At 40.2% G+C, this 21,656-nt stretch carries 24 protein-coding genes and 1 tRNA gene; 7 read left to right on the forward strand and 18 right to left on the reverse strand.

Translation table 11 applies throughout. From position 1 onward, the window contains the following. Positions 1–5: 5 nt before the first annotated feature. Positions 6–875 (forward strand): DMT family transporter, encoded by an 870-nt coding sequence (locus tag PDL71_RS11720; protein ID WP_407521199.1) that lies wholly within the window; start codon positions 6–8, stop codon positions 873–875. 147 nt (positions 876–1,022) lie between these two features. After that, positions 1,023–1,313 carry a hypothetical protein gene (locus PDL71_RS11725; RefSeq protein WP_407521201.1) on the forward strand — a complete coding sequence of 97 codons (291 nt, stop codon included), beginning with the start codon at positions 1,023–1,025 and terminating at the stop codon, positions 1,311–1,313. A gap of 48 nt (positions 1,314–1,361) precedes the next feature. Here PDL71_RS11725 and PDL71_RS11730 read toward each other — a convergent pair whose 3' ends face one another. Next, the gene (locus PDL71_RS11730) at positions 1,362–2,246 is read right to left on the reverse strand and encodes a bestrophin family protein (protein WP_407521203.1); all 885 of its coding nucleotides are present in this window, start codon (positions 2,244–2,246) and stop codon (positions 1,362–1,364) included. Positions 2,247–2,427: 181 nt separating this feature from the next. On the opposite strand from PDL71_RS11730, the gene PDL71_RS11735 reads away from it, so the two are divergent. Beyond that, a complete protein-coding gene (locus tag PDL71_RS11735; RefSeq protein ID WP_407521205.1) occupies positions 2,428–5,373 on the forward strand; it encodes an alpha/beta hydrolase family protein in 2,946 nt (981 codons plus the stop codon). 69 nt (positions 5,374–5,442) lie between these two features. Here PDL71_RS11735 and PDL71_RS11740 read toward each other — a convergent pair whose 3' ends face one another. Beyond that, positions 5,443–6,153: a hypothetical protein gene (locus PDL71_RS11740; RefSeq protein WP_407521207.1), complete on the reverse strand. Its 711-nt coding sequence runs from the start codon at positions 6,151–6,153 to the stop codon at positions 5,443–5,445. 95 nt (positions 6,154–6,248) lie between these two features. On the opposite strand from PDL71_RS11740, the gene PDL71_RS11745 reads away from it, so the two are divergent. Beyond that, entirely contained in the window at positions 6,249–6,737 is a 489-nt protein-coding gene (locus PDL71_RS11745) for a SixA phosphatase family protein (protein ID WP_407521209.1), read from the forward strand. A 1-nt stretch (position 6,738) separates the two neighbouring features. Here PDL71_RS11745 and PDL71_RS11750 read toward each other — a convergent pair whose 3' ends face one another. From PDL71_RS11750 to PDL71_RS11800, 11 genes are all read right to left on the reverse strand, one after another. Continuing rightward, complete coding sequence (locus tag PDL71_RS11750; protein WP_407521210.1) at positions 6,739–7,695, reverse strand: hypothetical protein; 957 nt, start codon at positions 7,693–7,695, stop codon at positions 6,739–6,741. Between the two features lie 29 nt (positions 7,696–7,724). Next, positions 7,725–8,312: a D-glycero-alpha-D-manno-heptose-1,7-bisphosphate 7-phosphatase gene (locus PDL71_RS11755; protein ID WP_407521212.1), complete on the reverse strand. Its 588-nt coding sequence runs from the start codon at positions 8,310–8,312 to the stop codon at positions 7,725–7,727. 1 nt (position 8,313) lies between these two features. Beyond that, positions 8,314–9,006, reverse strand: a complete 693-nt coding sequence (locus PDL71_RS11760; RefSeq protein ID WP_407521215.1) for a nucleotidyltransferase family protein — start codon at positions 9,004–9,006, stop codon at positions 8,314–8,316. 5 nt (positions 9,007–9,011) lie between these two features. Next, positions 9,012–9,590 (reverse strand): D-sedoheptulose 7-phosphate isomerase, encoded by a 579-nt coding sequence (gmhA, locus tag PDL71_RS11765; protein WP_407521217.1) that lies wholly within the window; start codon positions 9,588–9,590, stop codon positions 9,012–9,014. Between the two features lie 30 nt (positions 9,591–9,620). Next, positions 9,621–10,646 (reverse strand): dehydrogenase, encoded by a 1,026-nt coding sequence (locus tag PDL71_RS11770; RefSeq protein ID WP_407521219.1) that lies wholly within the window; start codon positions 10,644–10,646, stop codon positions 9,621–9,623. 18 nt (positions 10,647–10,664) lie between these two features. Continuing rightward, complete coding sequence (locus PDL71_RS11775; RefSeq protein WP_407521221.1) at positions 10,665–11,795, reverse strand: glycosyltransferase family 4 protein; 1,131 nt, start codon at positions 11,793–11,795, stop codon at positions 10,665–10,667. Beyond that, complete coding sequence (locus PDL71_RS11780; RefSeq protein ID WP_407521223.1) at positions 11,792–12,733, reverse strand: glycosyltransferase family 2 protein; 942 nt, start codon at positions 12,731–12,733, stop codon at positions 11,792–11,794. The genes PDL71_RS11775 and PDL71_RS11780 overlap by 4 nt, the downstream gene beginning before the upstream one ends. Positions 12,734–12,736: 3 nt before the next feature. Next, positions 12,737–13,276: a DUF4199 domain-containing protein gene (locus tag PDL71_RS11785; RefSeq protein WP_407521225.1), complete on the reverse strand. Its 540-nt coding sequence runs from the start codon at positions 13,274–13,276 to the stop codon at positions 12,737–12,739. A 6-nt stretch (positions 13,277–13,282) separates the two neighbouring features. Further along, entirely contained in the window at positions 13,283–14,545 is a 1,263-nt protein-coding gene (locus PDL71_RS11790; protein WP_407521227.1) for a dihydroorotase, read from the reverse strand. A 154-nt stretch (positions 14,546–14,699) separates the two neighbouring features. Beyond that, the gene (locus PDL71_RS11795) at positions 14,700–14,954 is read right to left on the reverse strand and encodes a GIY-YIG nuclease family protein (protein ID WP_407521229.1); all 255 of its coding nucleotides are present in this window, start codon (positions 14,952–14,954) and stop codon (positions 14,700–14,702) included. Positions 14,955–14,991: 37 nt separating this feature from the next. Next, positions 14,992–15,065, reverse strand: a tRNA-Pro gene (locus tag PDL71_RS11800). Between the two features lie 138 nt (positions 15,066–15,203). On the opposite strand from PDL71_RS11800, the gene PDL71_RS11805 reads away from it, so the two are divergent. From PDL71_RS11805 to PDL71_RS11815, 3 genes are read left to right on the forward strand one after another with little or no spacing between them, the layout of a single operon-like run. After that, on the forward strand, positions 15,204–15,932 hold the full coding sequence (locus tag PDL71_RS11805; protein WP_407521231.1) for a hypothetical protein: 729 nt from the start codon (positions 15,204–15,206) through the stop codon (positions 15,930–15,932). A gap of 27 nt (positions 15,933–15,959) precedes the next feature. Beyond that, positions 15,960–16,568, forward strand: coding sequence for a TrmH family RNA methyltransferase (locus PDL71_RS11810; protein WP_407521233.1), 609 nt, complete (start codon positions 15,960–15,962; stop codon positions 16,566–16,568). Between the two features lie 9 nt (positions 16,569–16,577). Then, positions 16,578–17,492: a TPM domain-containing protein gene (locus tag PDL71_RS11815; protein WP_407521235.1), complete on the forward strand. Its 915-nt coding sequence runs from the start codon at positions 16,578–16,580 to the stop codon at positions 17,490–17,492. 27 nt (positions 17,493–17,519) lie between these two features. Here PDL71_RS11815 and PDL71_RS11820 read toward each other — a convergent pair whose 3' ends face one another. The 5 genes from PDL71_RS11820 to PDL71_RS11840 form a co-directional block, all read right to left on the reverse strand. Next, positions 17,520–18,122: a redoxin family protein gene (locus tag PDL71_RS11820; RefSeq protein WP_407521237.1), complete on the reverse strand. Its 603-nt coding sequence runs from the start codon at positions 18,120–18,122 to the stop codon at positions 17,520–17,522. Between the two features lie 64 nt (positions 18,123–18,186). Continuing rightward, positions 18,187–19,128 (reverse strand): YihY/virulence factor BrkB family protein, encoded by a 942-nt coding sequence (locus PDL71_RS11825; protein ID WP_407521239.1) that lies wholly within the window; start codon positions 19,126–19,128, stop codon positions 18,187–18,189. A 24-nt stretch (positions 19,129–19,152) separates the two neighbouring features. Then, positions 19,153–20,175, reverse strand: coding sequence for an endolytic transglycosylase MltG (gene mltG / locus PDL71_RS11830; protein ID WP_407521241.1), 1,023 nt, complete (start codon positions 20,173–20,175; stop codon positions 19,153–19,155). 219 nt (positions 20,176–20,394) lie between these two features. After that, a complete protein-coding gene (gene secG, locus PDL71_RS11835) occupies positions 20,395–20,736 on the reverse strand; it encodes a preprotein translocase subunit SecG (protein WP_407521243.1) in 342 nt (113 codons plus the stop codon). 2 nt (positions 20,737–20,738) lie between these two features. Then, complete coding sequence (locus PDL71_RS11840; protein ID WP_407521245.1) at positions 20,739–21,641, reverse strand: hypothetical protein; 903 nt, start codon at positions 21,639–21,641, stop codon at positions 20,739–20,741. Positions 21,642–21,656: the final 15 nt, after the last annotated feature.

The following is a 21,656-nucleotide window of genomic DNA, read 5'->3' on the forward strand; positions in this document are numbered from 1 at the left end:
TTACAATGAAAAAAGCATTCCTCCAACTGCATCTTTCCATTTTCCTCGCCGGTTTTACCGGTGTACTGGGCAAACTTATTACGCTCAATGAAGGATTGCTGGTATGGTGGCGTTTGTTATTAACGGCGGCAACGATGTGGGTTTTGTTTTCGCTTACCAGGAAGTTGCAAAAAGTAAGTTGGCGTACTGCTCTCGAGCTGAGTGGTGTTGGATTTTTAGCGGCCATGCACTGGGTAACGTTTTACGGCAGCATTAAAACCGCCAATGTTTCTGTAGCACTGGTTTGCTTTTCATCCGTTGGATTCTTCACTTCTTTAACGGAACCTTTGCTGGAAAAGAAACCGGTGGATTTTAAAGAAGTATTGCTGGGACTGCTGGTAATGGCGGGCATCAGCATCATCTTTCATTTTGATGCCAGGTATAAAACGGGCATTATACTGGGTGTACTCTGTGCAGTGTTGCTTGCTTTTTCCATGGTGTTATTACGCCGGTATTTAAAAACGCTGAACAGTGAAACAGTGTTGACTTATCAATTGAGTGGCGGGTTTCTGTGGTTGAGTTTATTACTACCGCTATATCTGTATTATTTTCCAGGAAAGCTTTTGCCCGGCTGGAGCAATTTAGGATGGTTGTTGTTCCTCGCCTGGTTTTGTTCTGTATGGGCTTTTACACTTACAGGTAATGCGTTGAAAAAACTATCTGCTTACACGGTCAATCTCAGTTTTAATTTAGAGCCGCTGTATGGAATTATTCTTGCTTTTGTTTTATATAGCGAACAGCAGGAGTTAGGGTTAAGTTTTTTAGTGGGCAGCAGTTTGATCCTGTTAAGTGTTTTGATTCATACATGGTTGGTGTGGAGGAGAGGGAAGAGATAGGAGGTACGAAGTTCGAATTATGAGCGTTTGATTAATCTTATGATAAGTTTATTAAAGAATTTGTATTACAGGTTTTATAAACTTCTAAAGTATTGGGGACATGAAGATACACCCAGGTATAATGCCGTGCTGTTATTATCAATTTTTATGAGTTTAAATTTCATTACAGGAGTTGCTGTATTAATGATCATCACAAATAGGATATTGATTGTAGACGGGCCACGCATCTGGTTATTTATTATCGGGATGTTGATCATTGCAATCAACAGTTATATTGTTTTTGGAAAGAAGCGCTATCTTGAAATTGAAGCCGGGTATGCTAATGAAAGCGAAACAAACAAGCTAAAAAATAATTTGATAGTCCTATTATATATCGCTCTTAGCATCACTTTATTGATTTTGTCATTAAAATATTTAAATGAGCATCCAATAAAATAGACTGACTTTGGTTTATCATTAAGAGTTTCATAGCTGAAATACTTTACCTCACCCCAACAGAATTTCATTTACATGTTTGGTAATGCCATCCGCAATTTTATCAGTCGGTAAATCATTGGCATCGCCGTCAAAGGGGTCTTCAATTTCTTCTGCAATCAATTCAAGACTTGCCAGTACATAAAAAATAAACGCAACTACCGGAATCACATAATACCCGAGGTTGAATACAAAGCCAAACGGCAAGGTCATCACATAAAAAAAGATAAACTTCTTTACAAAGGCACTGTAAGAATAGGGGATGGGTGTATTCTTAATGCGTTCACAGGCTCCGCAGATATCAGCAAATGACATCAGCTCGAGGTTGAGGGCCAGCAACTGATCACCGGAAATTTTTCCTTCTTTGTACAACCGGTTTATTTTTTTATTGATGAGTGCTGCCACCTGGTTGGGTGCATGATGATGCTTTTTAATAATTTCCAACTCCGGATGTTCATTACTGTCCAGTTCAAATGTTACCTGTTCGCCCCGCAAATGTTTGCTTAGCGTGTGTGCATACGTGGTGATCAATCTTGCCGCCTGCCGGCGGGTAGTAGCATCATCAATACTTAAATAAGCATTCAGCTTCATGGCCATATTGCGGCTGTTGTTTACCAGTGCACCCCAGAGTTTACGGCCTTCCCACCAACGATCGTAGGCACTGTTGGTACGAAATACAAGGAGCATGGAGAGTACAAATCCAAGCAGGTTATGCAGCAGGGTGAGATTTTTTACATTGCTGTCTTTAGACAGTTCCCACACTTCCAGTTCCAGGTAAGCAATGAGGCCACTGTAAGCACACATTACCAGGATCATGGGCAATAACACCCGTACCGTATCTGCTTTGTGAAAATGAAAAATAAAAGTGAGCCAGTCTTTCGGTTTATAACTGATCATGTTGCTAAAATAGGAAACCCAAGGTATCTTCTGAAATTTCAGGTGGATACTTCTTTCACCGCCATTGCTCCCAAGGAAATAGCAGTTCATCATAATATTGAGCCGGCTTTTCTGTGATCATTTACATTTACCTTTATAAACCAACTTCGTACAGAAGATCTCAGAACTAAATGTAACAGGTATGAGAAAAGCAATGCTTTATTCCCTTCTTTTGATTTTTTCCCAAACCCTTTCCGCACAATCCAAAAAGCCATTAGATCATACGGTGTATGACGGCTGGCAATCAGCAACACAACCACTCATCAGCAATGATGGTAAATGGGTAGTGTACATGGTGAATCCGCAGGAAGGTGATGGAGAACTGGTGATTCAATCTACTGACGGCCGCTATAAAAAAGTAATTGAGCGGGGTTATAGTCAATTGATCACAGAAGATAACCGTTATGTGATTTTTAAGATCCGGCCTTTCTTTAAAGACACACGTGATGCACGTATTAAAAAGAAACGTCCGGATGATATGCCCAAGGATAGTTTGGGCATGATTGAGTTAGGCAAAAATGATGTTTGGAAAACAGCCCGTGTAAAATCATTCAAAACTCCTGAAAAAGGAAACGGATGGTTGGCTTATCATATGGAGAAAGCATTACCGGCTCCACCTGCGCCGGCTCCCAAACCCGACTCATTAACACAGATCAACAGAATGATGAACATGGCAGATAGCTTGATGCGTGTGGCAGACAGTTTGAAACTAAAAGCCAATGAAGCAAAAACAAAAGGCTTAAATGTTTTACAAACTGCAAGGCCCAGCAGACCGGCTGCACGACCAGCAGAAGATCCTGTAGAAGAAGGAACAGAATTGGTAGTACGTAATACCGCAACCGGTGAAGAAAAGAAATTCAAACTGGTGAGTGATTATTATTTCAGCAAGAATGGTAATGCTTTATTGATTGAAACCACTAAGAAGAATGGTGATACCCTGAGTAAAGCAATGGTATTATGGATGAATACGGCCACCGGAAAAATTGATACCGTACTGAAAGGATTTAATGATGCCAAAAACTTTGCATTTGATGAAGCAGGAGAGCAACTGGCATTTGTAGCCGAAAGAGACAGCAGCACCAAGGCATTGAAAAAGTTTTATAAGCTCTGGTATTACAAACCCGGTATGAATGAAGCTACCCTGAAAGCTGACAAAACAACGGCCGGTATTAAAACAGGTTATACCATCAGCCCCGATTATTCCAACAAATTCAGTAAAAGCGGACAGCGTTTGTTCTTTGGTTTAGCGCCCATTCGCAAACCAAAAGATACCACGCTGGTGGAGTTTGAAACTGCCAGACTGGATATCTGGCACTATAAAGAAGATTACCTGCAAACACAGCAACTCTATCAACTCAATAATGAATTACGGAGAAGTTACCTGGCAGTGATAAACAATGGTTCTGATGCTGCATTGATGCTGGCTGATAATGATCTGGAGCGTATTGAAACAACTGATGATGATGATGCAACCCTTGCCTTGGGCGAAACCAACAAACCTTACCGTGTGCAAAGCCAGTGGGAGCAAAGCAACTGGAACGATGTGTATCTTGTAAATACCGGTAATGGTGAACGCAAACTGGTAGCCAAAAAATTAAGAGGCGGTGCCATGCTTTCACCCAAAGCAAAGTTTGTGGTTTGGTACGACTGGAAGGCGAAACATTATTTTGCTTATAACATCGCCACGGCTAAAAGCATCAACATGACGAAAGACATCACTGTTCCGTTATGGGATGAAACCGATGAGCATCCTGATGATCCTCCGCCGTATGGCATGATGGGCTGGCAGGAAAATGATGCGTTCTTTTATGTGTACGACCGTTATGATATCTGGAAAGTAGATCCTTCCGGTGCTGCAAAACCTGTTTGCATTACCAATGGTGCCGGAAGAAAACAAAAACTTACATTCCGTTACATCCGTACTGACCGTGAAGAACAATTTGTAAAAGAAGGGCAGGAAGTAATGCTGAGTGTTTTTGATGAAAAGCAAAAAGGCAGCGGCATCAAACTTCATCAACTGGGAGAAGCTTTTACCTTACAAACAGGCAGTCAACTTACTTTTCCTGTTTCAATGGTTGGCTATTTCAAAGCTAAGAACAGTCCTGTGTTTGGTTATTTGAAAGGCAATTACAAAGAAAGCTATAATGTAACTGTCGTTAACAATAAAGATATCAGCACTGCACTGCAGTTGAGCACTATCAATCCGCAGCAGGCGCAATACAACTGGGGAACTGCAGAACTGTTTCAATGGAAAGCATATAATGGCAAAATAAGTGAGGGAATTATTTACAAGCCTGAGGATTTTGATCCAAAGAAAAAATATCCCATGATCTGTTATTTCTATGAAACACATTCTGAAACATTACATCAATACCAGGCTCCTTCGCCTACACCCAGCCGTTTGAATATTCCGTTCTTTGTGAGCCGTGGTTATATTGTTTTCTCACCGGATATTCATTACACGGTTGGGCATCCTGCCAAAGATTGTTACGATCATGTGGTGAGTGGTGCAAGAGCCATTGTAAAAATGGGTTATGTGGATAGTACCAAGATCGGCATCCAGGGACAAAGCTGGGGCGGTATTCAGGTAGCTCAGTTAGTTACCATGACCAATTTGTTTTCAGCTGCATGGGCCGGTGCACCGGTGGCCAATATGACGAGCGCTTACGGTGGAATCCGCTGGGAGAGTGGTGTAAACCGCCAGTTCCAGTACGAAAAATCACAAAGCAGAATTGGCGCTACACTGTGGGAGAAGTTGCCGTTGTATCTTGAAAACTCTCCATTATTTCATTTACCCAAAGTAAAAACGCCGATAGTGATAATGGCGAATGATGCGGATGGTGCTGTACCGTGGTACCAGGGCATTGAATTGTTTACAGGATTACGCCGCCTGGGTAAACCATCATGGATGCTCAATTATAACGGTGAAGCACACAATCTTGTAGAACGCAGAAACCGTAAAGACATCCAGGTAAGAGAGCAACAATTCTTTGATCATTATTTAAAAGGAGCACCCATGCCGAAATGGATGAAAGAAGGTGTTCCTGCTACTGAGAAAGGAATTGAGTGGGGATTGGAAGTGGAGTAATTTTTAAATGTATAGACCTATAAGGTTTGCCGGGATTGAATACAGCGCAGCAAACCTTATAGGTCTTTTTTATGCAGCTAAGAATTTTACAAAGCTGCGTTTGGCAATTGGTAAAAAAGTTTCATCAACCGGGTAAGAAAGATCGGTTTCAATACTATACACAGCCGGGTTCGGTAATGCTGTTTTATTTCGGATGAGTTCACTTTTTATACTTTCATAGGTGTTCACAAAGTTGCTAACCCAATCATCAATGAAATTGGTTTTCAGGGCCCGGTACTGTGAATCGTGCCGTTCAAAAAAACTCAGCCGGTATTGATACACTTTGGTTTGTTTATTGTTTTTATTGCGGAGAAATAGATAGCCTTCCGTAGTGTCTAACGGAATTAATCCAACCGGGTTGATGCTCAAACTTTGTTCTACCATTTCATAAATTTCTGTACCGCTGCTGATGGTGGATTTGATGGTATCAATGGAATAGTGGATGATGCTTTCCAGTTCCTGCATCAGTTCATCATCTTCAATCATCTGTTCATAGAGTAACTGCAGTTTTTCAAGCTGTATGCCTGTGAGTTTTTTTGGAAACTGTTCCTGCAGATACTTTTTGTTTTCACGAAAAGCAACGAGGTTGTTGTAGTGGAAGATCACATCTGCCAGTTGCGGATAGAGTTTTGATTCGTTGAAGTATTTGTCCACTTCCTGCAGGTAGGCGAGAAGTGTGTACTTCTTCAATTCAAAATCAATATAACCGTCGGCAAACCAGGTTTCAGATAAAGTCTTCATGAGTTATAATTTTAATGGATTGCGTTGACTTAAATTTACAAAGAAGACGGTATTTTTAAAAACGGTGTTTCATTTTTTAAACGTAAACTTTTAACATGAAGTATTTTTTAACAACTATCATCATCCTGAGCTTGTTCGGCTGCAGTAGCAAAACCATTTATATTGTAAGACATGCGGAGAAAGCAACACAAGGCCCTAATATGACCAGCGATGTTCCATTGAGTGAGCAGGGAATACAACGTGCAGAAAAATTAAAAGAGGAGCTGCAGCAAAAAAACATCGGCTTCATTTTTTCTACCCAAACTATTCGTACTACCACAACCGCTAAGCCTTTAAGTGATGCCATCGGCGTGCCGGTACAATTTTATAATCACCGGGATACATTAGATAAATTTATTGCAAGGGTTAAAGAAAGCGGCAAAAAGAATGTATTGATAGTGGGGCATTCCAATACGGTGGATGATCTTGTAAACAAACTCATGAATCAACAACTGCTGTCAGATTTGCCTGATACAGCATACAATAATCTTTTTATAGTAACACGTAAAGGAAAGAAGTACAAATTCACACGAAAAACTTACTAAACTAATTACCACCTCCCGGCTTTTTCTTAACAGGAGGCTTTGGAGGGGTTTGTTTGGGTGGCAGTTTATCTTCAGTAAAGGGAGTGGGCACCGGTGCTTCACCGTCTTTTAATTTAAAGTCGAACACTTTATCAATATGAATCCATTGGCCGTTTTTCCAAACGAAACCTTCATAATCGCCATCAGGTATTAAAGTATATTTCTTTTGCGGCTCATTGCTTTCAGAAATCAGGTGGTCATAAATAATCATTCCTGCTTCTTCATCATATTGCACACGGGCCCTTCCATCTTTTTTATACTCTACTAAAAAGCGATTGGTTGGAGGTTTGGGTATAGAATCGGTGGCATATGAAAATGCATTTTTTAAACCAAAAACAGGTGCTCCTGTTTCATCAAACCATAAAACATCCATCCATTTTTTAGTGGAACGTGCATTGTTCTCGTCATAGCCAAAAAGGGTATGATATTTTTTTCCGGCATGTTCTGTAGTTACAATTCTGTAATACACAGCGCCTATCCATCCAAAGTGATTGGCAATCGTATCAACAGGAGCTTTTGTAAACTCACTTTGATCTATAAGGGGAAACAATCTTAAACTGCCATCTTGTGTTTTCTTTTGTATAAACCCACGTTGCCGGCAGTAGTTATCATCTCTTACTACCTGCCAGGTAAAAATGCGAAACGTGCTGTCTTCATCATAAAGTTTAGAAATGGTAACCAGCGAATCAAAAGGGAATAAAAACGAATTCTTTTTTACGAGTGCCCGCACCAGTATTTTGGTGAATGTGCTATCGCTTCGGAATCGTACTGCAGCACTTTCATCATTAATGATTTTATACGCCAGATGTTTGAGAGAATCCTGGCGGGTACGGAAATCTTTTAGCTCAGCAGGTGTAAGCTTTTGCGCCTGCAACTGCAGTCCCGCCAATAAGAGTATATAAAAGAAGAATTGTTTCATTCGTTTCATTAACAGTCTTGACGGCAAATTTATTGTACAGGATGCATGGAAATCATGGCTTCTGCAAAGGCTAACAAAGTTTTAAATACGGCATCCACCGTTTCCGGCTCAGGATTACCATCTGCACGGGTTGGAATATACACTGTATATGCTCCGATATTACGGCCAAACCGCATATCGCTTGACATATTGCCTACCATGATGCTTTTTTCAAAATCAATCTCCGGAAAATCAGCTTGCGCCTGTAATGCCATACCCCGGTTGGGTTTACGGTTGATATCAGCATTATCTGTTGATGTACAGTAATAAGCTTTATCAATACGTCCACCGGCATTTTTTACTTCCTGCAGCATATTGTTGGTGATGATGTCAAGTGTTTCCTGTGTCATCAATCCACGACCCACACCACGTTGATTACTCACCACGATTATACGGACAAATAAAGGCGACAGGATTTTTAAAGCCTCTAAACAACCTTCAGTAAATACAAATTTATCCCAGCTTTTTATGTAATCATCAATAACGTCTGTATTGATGATGCCATCACGATCAAGGAATAAGGTCCAGCTGTTATTGATAGCCGGCAGTTGATTAACGGGAATGGAAGGATGCATCATGTTAAGCAAGTTCTTTTTGTGCACGTTGGTAATCGGCGGGTATTCCGATATCAATAAAATAAGCGTTACTTATAAAACCGAAAAAGTTTCGTTGTGTATACAATCGTTCGAGGTATTCTTTTTCAAATGAAAACACAGGCTTAAAATCTTCCTGCAAAAAGGAAGGCACATTTAATGCATAAACACCTCCGTTAATAAGTCCCGTTTCATAAAACTGCTTTTCTTTAAACTGCAGAATTTTTTGTTCATTATTTAACTCCACCACACCATAACGATCAAACTGTTGCATTGGCTTGAGAGAAAGCGTACAATCTGCTTTTTTAAGATAATGCAGATCGCTTAACTGCTGCAGGTTTACTTTAAACAATGTATCGCCGTTAAGTACAAACACATTCTTTTCTGTTGCAAGGGCTGCAGCAGTACGTATGCCGCCGCCGGTGCCTAAAGGCTCCTGTTCCACTGCAAATTGAACCTGTAACTGTGGAAATGCGTCATGCAGATACTCAATAATCGGCTCCCGTTTGTAGCCTACTGAAAAAATAAAATGTGTAACACCCTGTTTCAGCAATTCATCAACCACATATTTCAGGAAAGGATTGCCGTTTACCGGCGCAATGCACTTGGGTAAATCAGGAACTTCAGATCGTAATCTTGTTCCCAAACCTCCGGCTAATATGATGGCAGTTGAAATCATGTACGTTAAGCACCGAAATATTGTTCTTCTACCAATTGACAGATAATATGGCCGAGCATGATATGACTTTCCTGGATGCGGGGCGTGTCTTTAGAAGGTACATTAAAGAGATGATCACTCAATTCTTTCATTTGACCACCTGTTTCGCCTGTAAAACCAATCGTAACCATCTGCTTTTCCCGGGCTACTTTAAAGGCTTCGATAATATTTTTTGAATTTCCGGAAGTGGACAAACCGATCAGCACATCACCTTTATGACCAAGCCCTTTCACCAGTCGTGCATACACTACATCATAACTGTAATCATTAGCTACAGCTGTTAAATAGCTGGTATTTACATGCAGTGCTTCAGCAGGAAGTGCATCTCTGTCTGTGTAAAAACGACCGCTGAATTCTGCTGCGAGGTGCTGTGCATCTGCTGCACTACCGCCATTGCCGCAGAATAATACTTTATTTCCATTTTTGAATGCCGTAGTAATCAGTTGAGAAACAGTTGCCAGTTGCTGAATCATAATTTCATCAGCCAGGATGGATTGCTTTACCTCAATACTGGATTGAATAATGGATTTGATTTGTTCGCTCATGTTGCAAAAGTAATTGTTTCAGTGCAAGTGTTACTGAGCAGTCCAGCTGGTCATTCCCTGTTTGGTGAACTGGTAGGTTCTGAAACGGCCCCCGTATTGTTGCAGTGATTCCATAACTGCAAAACGGCTGATACCCGGACAATAAAAAATCATAAAACCACCTCCGCCGGCACCTGAAATTTTACCGCCGGTAGCACCGGCTTTTATGGCCGCATTGTACAGTTCATCCATACGGGAGTTAGAAATATTTGCAGCCATCTTTCGCTTTTGCTGAAAACCGAAATCCAGAATTTCACCAATGGTGGGCAATTCGCCTTTCAGCAACGCTTCTTTCATGCGTTTTGCCTGTTCTTTCAATTGGTGCATGGCTTCTATACTTTGTGTATTACCTGCACTTACATTCTTTTGCTGCTCTTTAATAATCGAAGCACTTTCACGGCTGGTATCAGTAAAATATAAAAGCAGGTTATGTTCCAATTCATTTAAGTATTCCTGTTTAATACGGAGCGGATTTACAATTACTTTATCTCCTGCATAAAACTCCATATAGTTGACACCGCCAAAAGTAGCTGCATATTGATCCTGTTTGCCACCGGCTAATTGCAGATCATTCCGCTCAATATCAAATGCATAACGGGCCAGGTCATATTCGCCCAGCGGTAACCGTAACATTTCAGTAAAAGCACCTAATATGGCTACAACCAGTGTAGAAGAGGTACCAAGACCGCTACCGGCAGGAGCATCTACAAAAGTGGTTAAACGGAAACCTTTACAAGGGATGCCATAATCTTTCTGAATGCGGTTGTAAACCCCTTTAAGCAAATCAAGTTTACCATTTACAGGCAAAGAAGTACTGAATGGATATGTTTCTGTTTCATTACGATCCAGCGCCTGCAGAATAATTGTCTCTTCCTCCAGCAATTCAATACTGGCATGTGCATACAGAGAAATCGTTGCATTTAAAATGGCACCGCCAAATTCATCGCTGTACGGGCTTACATCTGTACCACCACCGGCAAGACCGATCCGTAATGGAGCTTTACTTCTGAAAATCATAGAAACGAAAATAGGTAATTACTGCTTGTATCCCGCCAATGAACAAATGGCCCTTGTGATATTACTCCAGGCATACTTTTTCTTTTCTTCCTGCAGGCCCGGGAGGAATCCGGTTGTTCCGAGTTGCTGCATCTGCAGCATGGTTTGAGCAATGGCTTCAGCATTGGGTTCGCACACCAGGCCTACTTTGTTATGCGGAACGAGGGCAGGAAGACCTCCCACATTGGTTACAATCATAGGTACTTCAAAATGATAGGCGAGGGGGGTAACGCCGCTTTGAGTTGCGTTACGGTAAGGTTGTACAACAGCATCGGCTGCACACAAATAGTATTTAACTTCACTATCACGAATGAAGTCTGTTTTTAAAATCAATTGTTCATGAATACTCAATTGCCCGATCAATTCATCATACACTTTTCGGTCTTCATAAAACTCTCCTGCAATTAACACCTTAAAGTTTTGATTTTGTTTTTTCAAATGCGCAACTGCTTCGAGTAAAAGATCCAATCCTTTATACTTACGGATGAATCCGAAAAATAAGAAGAGGAAGCTATCAGGCGGAAGATTTAAATGAGCTCTTGCTTCCGTGCGGCTGATTTTTTCTCCAAAATTATCATAGAGCGGATGCGGAACAAACTGTGCCGGAGCATCTGTTGCAAATTGTTGTAAGTCGTTCAGCACTTTATCACTCATGGTCACAAAACCATCTACAGCTTTTACAAAATACCGGGTAAATGGAACATCGCCAATCCGCTTTTCATGAGGAATGATGTTATCAGCAATGCAGATGATCTTAGTATTTTGATTCTTTTTTACTCTGCGTAAAATAGTTCCCAAAGCCGGGCCCATAAAAGGAAGCCAGTAACGAACAACAATGATATCAGGTTTTATTTCTTTAAGTTCATTACCAACAGCCAACCAATTAAAAGGATTGATTGAGTTGATCTTTATCTCAATCTTCAGATCTGAAGGTTTGGGTTCAGACGAATATTGTGTGGTACCGGGAAAAAGAAACCCGGGGTACTGCAGTGAAAAAGTATAAATGGTTACATCATGCCCTTCGTTTTGAAACTGCCTTGCAAGTCGTTCGTTATAGGAAGCAAGACCGCCACGCAAAGGATGAGCCGGGCCAATGATGATGATTCTCATAACCCTGCTTTTTCCTCAATCAGATAATTATTTCTTTCCGGTGCATTACGGGCAATCAACTCCCCAAGAAAACCAGCCAGGAAAAGTTGTGTACCAATCAACATAATCGTTAAAGCAATAAAGAATGCCGGACGATTGGTAATAGCAAATTCTGTATTGATGATTTTAGAAACAATCAGGTAAATACTGATACCCAAACCAATTGCAAATGCCAAGGTGCCCCATAAACCAAAAAAGTGCATGGGTCTTTTACCAAACCTGCCAACAAATGAAATAGTTGTTAAATCAAGAAAACCATTCACAAAACGACTCCATCCGAACTTAGTAGTGCCATATTTACGTTTGCGGTGTTCCACTACTTTTTCTCCAATATTGCGGAAGCCCGCCCACTTGGCCAGTACCGGAATATAACGATGCATTTCGCCATACACTTCAATGCTCTTTACTACTTTATGATGGTAGGCCTTTAAACCACAGTTAAAATCATGCAGCTTAATACCACTCATGCTACGGGTGGCCGCATTAAAAAATTTTGAAGGGATGTTTTTAGTGAATGTATTATCATACCGTTTCTTCTTCCATCCGCTGATGAGATGATACCCCTCTTTTGCAATGAGATCATAGAGTTCAGGAATTTCATCCGGACTATCCTGCAAATCAGCATCCATGGTAATAACCACGTTACCGGCAGCCGCTTTAAAACCCTCATTCAAAGCTGCACTCTTACCGTAATTTCTTTGAAAACGGATGCCTTTAATGTTGGGATTAGCAGAACGCAACTGCTGAATTACTTTCCAGGAATCGTCTATGCTGCCATCATCAATTAAAATTACTTCATACGTATATTGACGGGCTGTAACTACACGTTCAATCCATGCACAAAGTTCGGGCAGGGATTCGGCTTCATCTTTTAATGGTATAACAATACTTAGATTCATGAATTACATGGATTGGGGCATTCCCTCTTTATTTTCTTTACGCACAATCAGAGATATAATTAAAGAAATGACAAACCAGAAAATACATCCGAATGAAAAGCCAAGCAGCATACTGCCCAGCGAAAATTGATCTTTTTCAGAAGCTTTTTTGACAGCTTCATCAATTTGAGTTTGAGATGCACCAAATTTCTTCATCATATTCTCCGTCACTTCCATTGTATAAGATTTCATAGATGTTGCAAACTCAGTGTCAATATAGTTCATAAGAATATATGTAAATAGAGTCGAAAGCAATGATGTAATGACAAAAACTCCAAAGCTTGTTTTTAGCGCTTCACCAAATTTCAAAAAACCGCCTTTCGCTTTTTTCTCCTTAACGCATGCAAGAACAGCGAAAATGATAGGAATAAGATAACCTGCATAAGCTATCGGGCTTGTAAATAATTTAGTACCACCTAAGTACAAAATGAGGAACATAATTATGCCTAATAAACCGCTTAACAAGCCATATTGAATCATGGGGCTGTTTGTTTTCTTTTCCATAATCGTTTAGTTGATTTGAATTTGATTGTTATTGATAACCGCTACCGCTTTACCTTTTAACTCTTTTCCAATAAAGGCAGAGTTACGGCTTTTGGAGCGGATATCTGTTTCCTGAAATACATAAGTAGCTTCAGGATCAAAGATTGTTACATTAGCAGCTGCACCTTCTTTGATGGTAGGCACCTGTAATCCTGTTATCTTACGTGGATTAATGCTGATGAGCTCTACCCATTTCTCCGGTGTTAATTGTGTACCCAATGCTGCGACTGTAGCGCCATAGCAGGTTTCCAATCCAATCATCCCGGCTTTGGCTTCCTGGAACTCACAAACCTTACTGTCGTATTCATGCGGACGGTGGTGGGATGTAATACAATCAACCGATCCGTTCAATACTGCCTGCTTCAAAGCATCCCGTTCAGCGGCGGTACGCAAATGCGGATACAATTTGAGATTGGTATCGTAACTGCGTAGGTCTTCATCGCAAAAAAACAAATGAGCCGGTGTAACAGAGCAAGATACTCCGGCACCTCCTTCTTTTCCACGTTTGATGTATTCAATACTTTTAGGTGTTGTAACGCCGGTAAAATGCAGTTGACTTTCAGCATACCTTGTCAACTTGATATCCCTTGCCACCTGAATTTCTTCGGCCAGTACAGGCTTGCCCGGCAATCCCAATTGTGTGCTTACAATTCCTTCATTCATCAGTCCATACATTCCGATGGTTTTATCATCGGGTATTTGTAAAATCACACCATTGAATGCTCTTACATATTGCAATGCTTTAAGCAAAAGGCCGGCGCTTTGAACGGGGTTAATACCATCGGTAAAAGCAACTGCACCTGCCGCTTTCATATCATACATTTCGGCCAGTTCTTTACCTTCTGTTTGTTTAGTTACAGCACCTAGGGGATAGACCGTTACAACTCTGTGTTTTGCTTTTTGAAGGATGTATTCAACCTGGCTCTTACCATCCGCTACCGGTTTGGTATTGGGCAACACCATTACTTCAGTAAATCCTCCTTTGGCAGCAGCAGCAATTCCTGTTTCTATGGTTTCTTTATACTCTAAACCAGGATCACAGAAATGGGCAAACAAATCGACCCAGCCCGGAGAAATACATAGCCCCTTGGCCTCAATCACCTGATCAGCAGATGCGGTAACCGTACCAATCTGTTTAAAAATGCCTTTTTCAATCAATAAATCCTGTTGTGATAAATGAAACGGAGAAGTAGGATCAACAATTTTTGCCTGCCGGATGAGAATGGTCATGTAAGGAATCAAATGTTGGGTGCTAAGATAGGTTTTTGTTGGTTAATTGTTCAAGCATAAAAAAGAATAAGGCTCACCGCAGTGAGCCTTATGATGTCGGGACGACTAGATTCGAACTAGTCCCGCCCTAAGCGGGACACCCCATACAAGTGTGTTACCACTTAAGAAAATCAGGATGTTCCTCCAGCCACCTCTTAACACCTCGTTTTTTAATGGTTGTTTCCAGTTTCATACTTTCAGCCCGGGTATCACAATTGATAATTGTGATCAACTTCCATGGAACTCCATGTTTAGTGCTTTTCACCTCAGCTGAATTATGACGTTTCAGGCGTTGCTTTATATCATCAGTTTGTCCACAGTAATACCGCTCCGTAACTTCCGATTGTAATATGTAAACAGTGAATGACATAAAATGTATAAGGCTCACAGCAGTGAGCCTTATTATGTCGGGACGACTAGATTCGAACTAGCGACCCCTTGCACCCCATACAAGTGCGCTACCGGGCTGCGCCACGTCCCGAACATTTGGGGCTGCAAATTTAGGGGATTCAGGCTTTTACACAAAATTACAAGTTCCGGAAGCTCAAAACTTTGATTTTAAAATCAGGAAACAAAGAATCGTTTAAATAATTACATTTAAAATGAAAATCATGGTTTTATGAAGACATTACTTTTTTTTACTTTCTCGTTGCTTGTAAATTCATTATCGGCTCAAATTGGTTTTTTTAATGGATTGAATACAAACCAGTTTCAGAAAATTAATTTGAGTAATGCACTTACCGGCGGTTTACCCTTTACCACTGAAGACAATTTAAATATACAAGGATCGCCTTTTTTATTTGATGAATTTAATGATGCATTTGTACAATTAAGAGATGATAAGTTTTACAGCGGTATAAAAATCAGATTCAATCTTGAAACCAATAAAATTCACTACCTCAACCAGGATAAAAAAGAAATGGTTGCTGATAATGGAATCATTAAACGCTTATACTTCAAGAGTTTTGACGGCACAGATTCTATAGCTTACAGTTATGGATGTGGCTATCCTGAATCGCCCGGAACAACCGTTTACACCTATTTCCAGGAGTACAACTCAGGTGTTGCTTCATTTCTGAGATTGCATAGTAAAATGATTGTAGAACGTAAAACGCTGGCTACTGTTGATCCTGCAAAACAGTACGATGAAAAAGAAAGTTACTATGTGTATAATTCTAACTATAAAAAGATGGTGAAATGGAAAAAAGGAAAAGATTTTATACTTGATATGCTTGCAGATAAGTCTGTAGAAGTAGGCAATTATATGAAACAAAACAGAATGGAATGTAAATCAACTGATGATGCGATACGTATTATTCAATTTTACAATCAGCTTTTTACCAAATAAATTTGCGGCATTACAACTGATCATACAATGACTCCCGAACGCCGCAACCGACTTATTTCTGTACTCAATAAAAGACAACCGGACTTAACCGTTGTACTTGAAAACGTATTTGATCCTCATAACATATCTGCCGTTATGCGAACCTGCGATGCCGTAGGCATTCAGGATATATATGTGCTTACTACAAAAATTCCACGTCATAAAAAATGGGGAGCCAGGAGTTCTTCCAGTGCTGCCAAATGGTTAACGGTTCACCAGTTTGATAACCTGGATGCATGCATGGTTGAAGTGCGGAAAAAATATGCAAAGGTTTTTACGACGCATCTCAGCAGTGATGCGGTAAGTTTATATTCTATCAACTTCACCGAAAGCGTAGCACTTGTATTTGGTAATGAGCATGCAGGAGTAAGTGAAGAAATGATTGCAAAAGCTGATGGCAATTTTATTATTCCCCAGATGGGTATTATTCAATCGCTTAATATATCTGTGGCTTGTGCTGTGAGCATCTATGAAGCCATGCGTCAAAAAACAAATGCCGGGCACTATGAACAAGCCCGTTTAGAGCCGCCAGTTTATCAGCAACTTTTACAGGAGTGGGGGTTTAAGGCTGATGATTTAGAAACAATGAATGAGTAATTTTAAGCGATGAAAAAAATTGTCTTCTTCTCTCTTTTATTGATTGCCTGCCTTCAATTACAGGCACAATCCGTCAAACGGTGGAAGATGGATGATTTACTGCAATACATTGACAAAAGCGATTCAGCCTTGGTAATTAACTTCTGGGCTACCTTTTGCGGGCCATGCATCGAAGAAATTCCTTACTTCCAGACTACAGCAGCCAAATACAAAGATCAAAAATTAAAATTGCTGCTGGTAAGTCTTGATTTTAAAGAATACTATCCGCAAAAAATTGAAGCTTTTGCCAAACGCTTTGGATTTACAGCAGAAATTATATGGCTGGATGAAGAAAAACCGGATGATTTTTGTCCGAAAATAGACAGCGCCTGGAGCGGTGCCATGCCGGCTACCTTGTTTGTAAATAACAAAACAGGTTACAGAAGATTTATTGAGGCGCAACTTTCGCCTGTCATATTCGAAACAAATCTTGTTAAACTTATTTCTGAAGGATGCCCTGATACCCTTCCTGTAAGCTCAGGATTCATAAATGACTTTGAAGATATTTTATCAAAAGAGCAAGAAGATGCACTTTCTGATTACATAAATAAAATAAATAACGAAAAAATCGCCCAGATTGCAGTTGTAACTACTGATAATTTTTACCCTTATGACTCCATTTTTATTTATGCTTTTATGCTGGGTAACTGTTGGGGCGTTGGTGATAAGAACACAAATAACGGCATGGTAATCGTATTATCAGAGAGCAAACGGAAAGTATGGATCAGCAATGGTTATGGAATTGAAACAAAACTGTCCAATGAGGTTACAAAAGAAATTATCGATTTTGAAATGATTCCTCAATTTAAAAATCAGAAATACTACGAAGGCTTAATGAATGGAATAAAGGCAATAGAAAATAAACTTAAAATTAAAGAGGAATGATAAAATCATTCCTCTTTAAAAAGATATTTATGATTTCCGTTTAATTGAACATCCCATTGCTTTGGAAGTATTCATACTTACGGATTTTCCTTCTATCATTTCATCAATCGCAACTTTAAGATGGCCTCTTGTACTTTCTGAGGGCGTTTTAGGATTATCAGTGATGGCGCCATGATACACCAGCTTCATATCCTTATCAAACAAATAACATTCAGGAGTAACTTTTGCACCAAAAGCATTAGCCATAGCTGAATTTTCATCAATCACATAAGGCCATTTATACTGCTGATCCTTAGCATACTGAGTCATCGCTTCTTTTGAATCTGCATCACTGCGCTGTCCTTCATTAGAGTTTAAAACAATTACTCCCACATTCTTACTGAGTGCATAAGAATAACCTTCTGTTGCCACCTGCTGGTTTTTGATGACCCATGGACAGGTATTACAACTGAACACAACCAGCAAACCGTTTTTCTTTTTTACATCGTTAAAAGAATAAGATTTACCGCTGATGTCGACCATTTTCGTATCCGGAGAGGGGGCTTTTTCTCCGATACTCAATTCGGCAGGCTTTATCACAAGTGACGACAAAGCCAGAAAAACAAGGGAAGAGATGAAAAGCTTTTTCATACCAATCAAATTTTGTTGTATAAAGTTAACAACGGAAACTGTCTTTTGTTATTCCGCCGGTGAATTAATGCAGCCTTTTGTCAGAATGCGCCTTTAGAGACTTGATGCTCACATTGAGTTCAAAACCTATAAGCATCACCAGTGAGTTTACATAAATGAGGATCATAATTACCATAATGGTTCCGATAGGGCCATACACTTTATTGTAGGTAGCAAAATTGTTAATCCAGTAAGAAAACAAAAATGTAAAAAGGATGAGCAGGGTACAGGCAACAATAGATCCGGGGGAAATGAGCTTCCACTTTTTTTCAACTGTTGGTGCATGACGGTAAATAAAGGCAATTGAATAAAAAAACATAGCAATTATCACCACCCATCGCAAGGATTTAATCAACAACTTTACAAATTCATTTTCAATTTCAAGTACAGCCATCAACCATTTGAAAATGGCACCCTGGGTCATTAAAATAACCATACTGGCAATAAACAACAGCATGATCATAAATGTAAGCCGTATTGCTTTCCAGCGATACACCATAAAACCTTTGGATTCTTTTTCATGTATGGAACGGTTAAAACTGTGAATGATTCCCAATACAGCATTGGAAGAATAAAATACAGCAATCAAAAAACCAAAACTGAGCAGACTGCTCCTGGGGCGTCCAAAAAAATCATTTAAAAAATCCTGCACCACCCGGCGGGTTGCTACATCAGGCGTCAGATCTTTTACAAAACTCATCACCTCTTTATTAAAGGAATCAGCAATGGGAAAAAGAGGAACCAATGAAAACAAAAAAATACAGGCGGGCGGAATGGCCATAATAAAATTGAAAGAAATGGCTGCGGCCCGTTCATTCAATCCTACCTTTTGAGTTTGCTTGAAAAAGAAACGGATCACATCATAAAGCGGCACGCCTTCAAAACCGGGAAGCTTTGCCTTTTTGCTGAACGCAATGGCATGACTTATGCCCGGTGTTTCCGTTATAATGCGAACAATCTTGATCATTACTCCGAAAATAATCCTTTTTGGCTATTGTATTTTATTCGCATTTAACCAATCCTGGTAAGCTTTCGCATTTTTAAAATGCTCTGTTTCGTTTTCGGCAAATGCATGATAGCCGTTTCCGTTTGGCTTGGCACAAAAGAACAGATAGTTAGAAGGCTTCGTATTCAAAACGGCATCAATCGTAACAGCCTGCGGTGTACAAATAGGGCCGGGAGGCAGTCCTTTATTTTTATATGTATTGTAGGGATTAGAAGCAGTAGAATTGATATGCCCGAAGTAAATCCGTTTTAAAGTGAAATCACCTACCGCAAACTTTACAGTAGGATCTGCACCCAGGTACATATTCTTCCGTAACCTGTTTACATAAACACTGCTGATGAGTGGCTTTTCATCGTTCCTCAATGTTTCTTCTTCTACAATTGATGCAAGTGTGTACACCTGTTCCGGGGTGAGGCCCAATGCCGCTGCCTTGTTTTTACGTTCTGCTGTCCAGAATTTCTGATGCTGCTGCTGAAGTTTTTGAAGTATCCGGGCCGGTGTTGTGCTCCAGTAATAAGCATAAGTATCCGGAATCACCAGGCTCATTATAGTTGATGTATCCAGACCGAATTTTTTAATGGAATCAGGATTGTTGACGTAATCCAAGAAAGAATTCGCAGAGGTTTCAAATTTCTTACCCACCAGTTGTGCCAGGTCTTTTTTGGTTCGCAGTTTGGTAATAACCAGGTTTACCTGCACCTGCCTGTTATTGCGTAGCTTTCGCACCAATGAAAAAACAGACTCGCTCTTACTGATTTCATATTTACCGGGACGGAGTTTTTGCCAGATGTTCAGACGATTACCCAACCATTCAAATGCGCCGGTATGTTTTATAAGCGAACTGTCTTTTAACAATTGAAGTACCGCTTCTTTATCTGCTGCTCCTGTACGGATATATAAATAAGGATTAGTTCCTTCGTAAGCAGAAGCAGGTGCAAAAAACAACCATGCAAAGTATAGTGCGGCTGATACAAACAGCACAGCAAGGATTTTAAAAAGTCTTTTCATGAACAGGAAACAATCAATTGAAAAACAAATGTAGGAGTAGAAGGCTGAATGATATCATGCTGCCTTAGATTTAAAACCTTAGTTACTAAAATAATGCCACAAAGAAGCAGCAAAGCAAACAAACTAACTCCTCATTGCAGATGCTATAGTCTTTTGGATGATGGAGCACAAAAAAACCTCCGTAGTGCGGAGGTTTTATTCAAGTATTTTTTTAATTCTTTATTTGTTAGGCTGGGGAGCAGGAAGAACAGGAGTGTTCTGCTGCTGTGGCTGTGATTGTACAGGTTGGTTGGTAGGCACCTGCTCTACACCGGGTCCTTCACTCACCACTGTATTTTTTGAAATGAAAAAGCTGGAGAAAAGGCAAAGCAGACCAACGATTGCTGCAAACAGCCAGGTTCCTTTTTCCAGAACATCTGTTGTTTGTTTTACACCCATAAACTGAGTATTAAAACCACCGATGCTGCCGCTCAAACCACCACCTTTCGGATTTTGAACCAACACTACGAAACCTAATAAAGCACTGGCCAATAATACCAGTATGATGAATAAAATAGTCATTTCTATTTGTTTAATCGTTCAATTTGGGCAGCAAAATAAGCGCTTTTTTCGGGATGCAACAAACTTAATTTACGGTACAACTCAATGGCTTTGGTGGTTTTACCCTGCTGCTCCAGCACACTGGCCATGGTTTCTGTAATAATTTCTTCCCCGGTATTGCTCTCTACTGCTTTTAGAAGGACTTCTTTTTCAGCTTTTGCATCCAGCTCTTTATGCTCTTCTACATAAACTTTTTTCATGGTTTTGAGCCATTGGGTAAAAGTTTTGAGTTGCTTTCCCAGCTGGTCTTTCTGTAATAACTCTTCTTTTAACTTAATTCCCTGTGAGGCAAAGTAATCTACCGTGTGCAGGGGCTCAAAGGAAAGCTTTATATCTCCTTCCATCAATGGTTCTTTTAAAACTTTTGAAAGCGGGGCAAATTCTTCTATAGCAGGTTCTGTTGATGCTTCTACAATTGCCTCTGCATTGATAGCTGCTTCTGTTTCCACATCCGGATCGGCTACAAGGTTATCAGTTGCTTCTACAAGAGCTGCAGCGTCTAATGCAGCATCTGTATCCTCATCTACCGTTGTAACAAGGGTATCAGCAGCTTCAACAGTTACAGCCGCATTGAGCTGGATATCTTCTTCCTCATTGATTGCGGGCATAGATAATTCATCTGAATCTGCAGCGTTGTGTTTCCGGATGATATACTGCAACCATAAAGGATTTTGCACATAAAGAAGTGCTTTTTGTACCTGCGTTGACGAACGCTCTTCATTGCGATGCTGCAATTGAACAGCACTTAAAACCTGCGCTGCTCCAAACCATGGATAATCGCCGGTTAGATGTAACAATTCTTCAGGATCTGTTTGGGCAAGCAGTTCCGGTTCTTGCAAAAGGCGGTTGAATTGTTGAGCGTTCATTAAAACAAAGTAAGG

The sequence above is a fragment of the Lacibacter sp. MH-610 genome (genome assembly GCF_045780045.1).
In the GTDB taxonomy this organism is placed as follows: domain Bacteria; phylum Bacteroidota; class Bacteroidia; order Chitinophagales; family Chitinophagaceae; genus Lacibacter.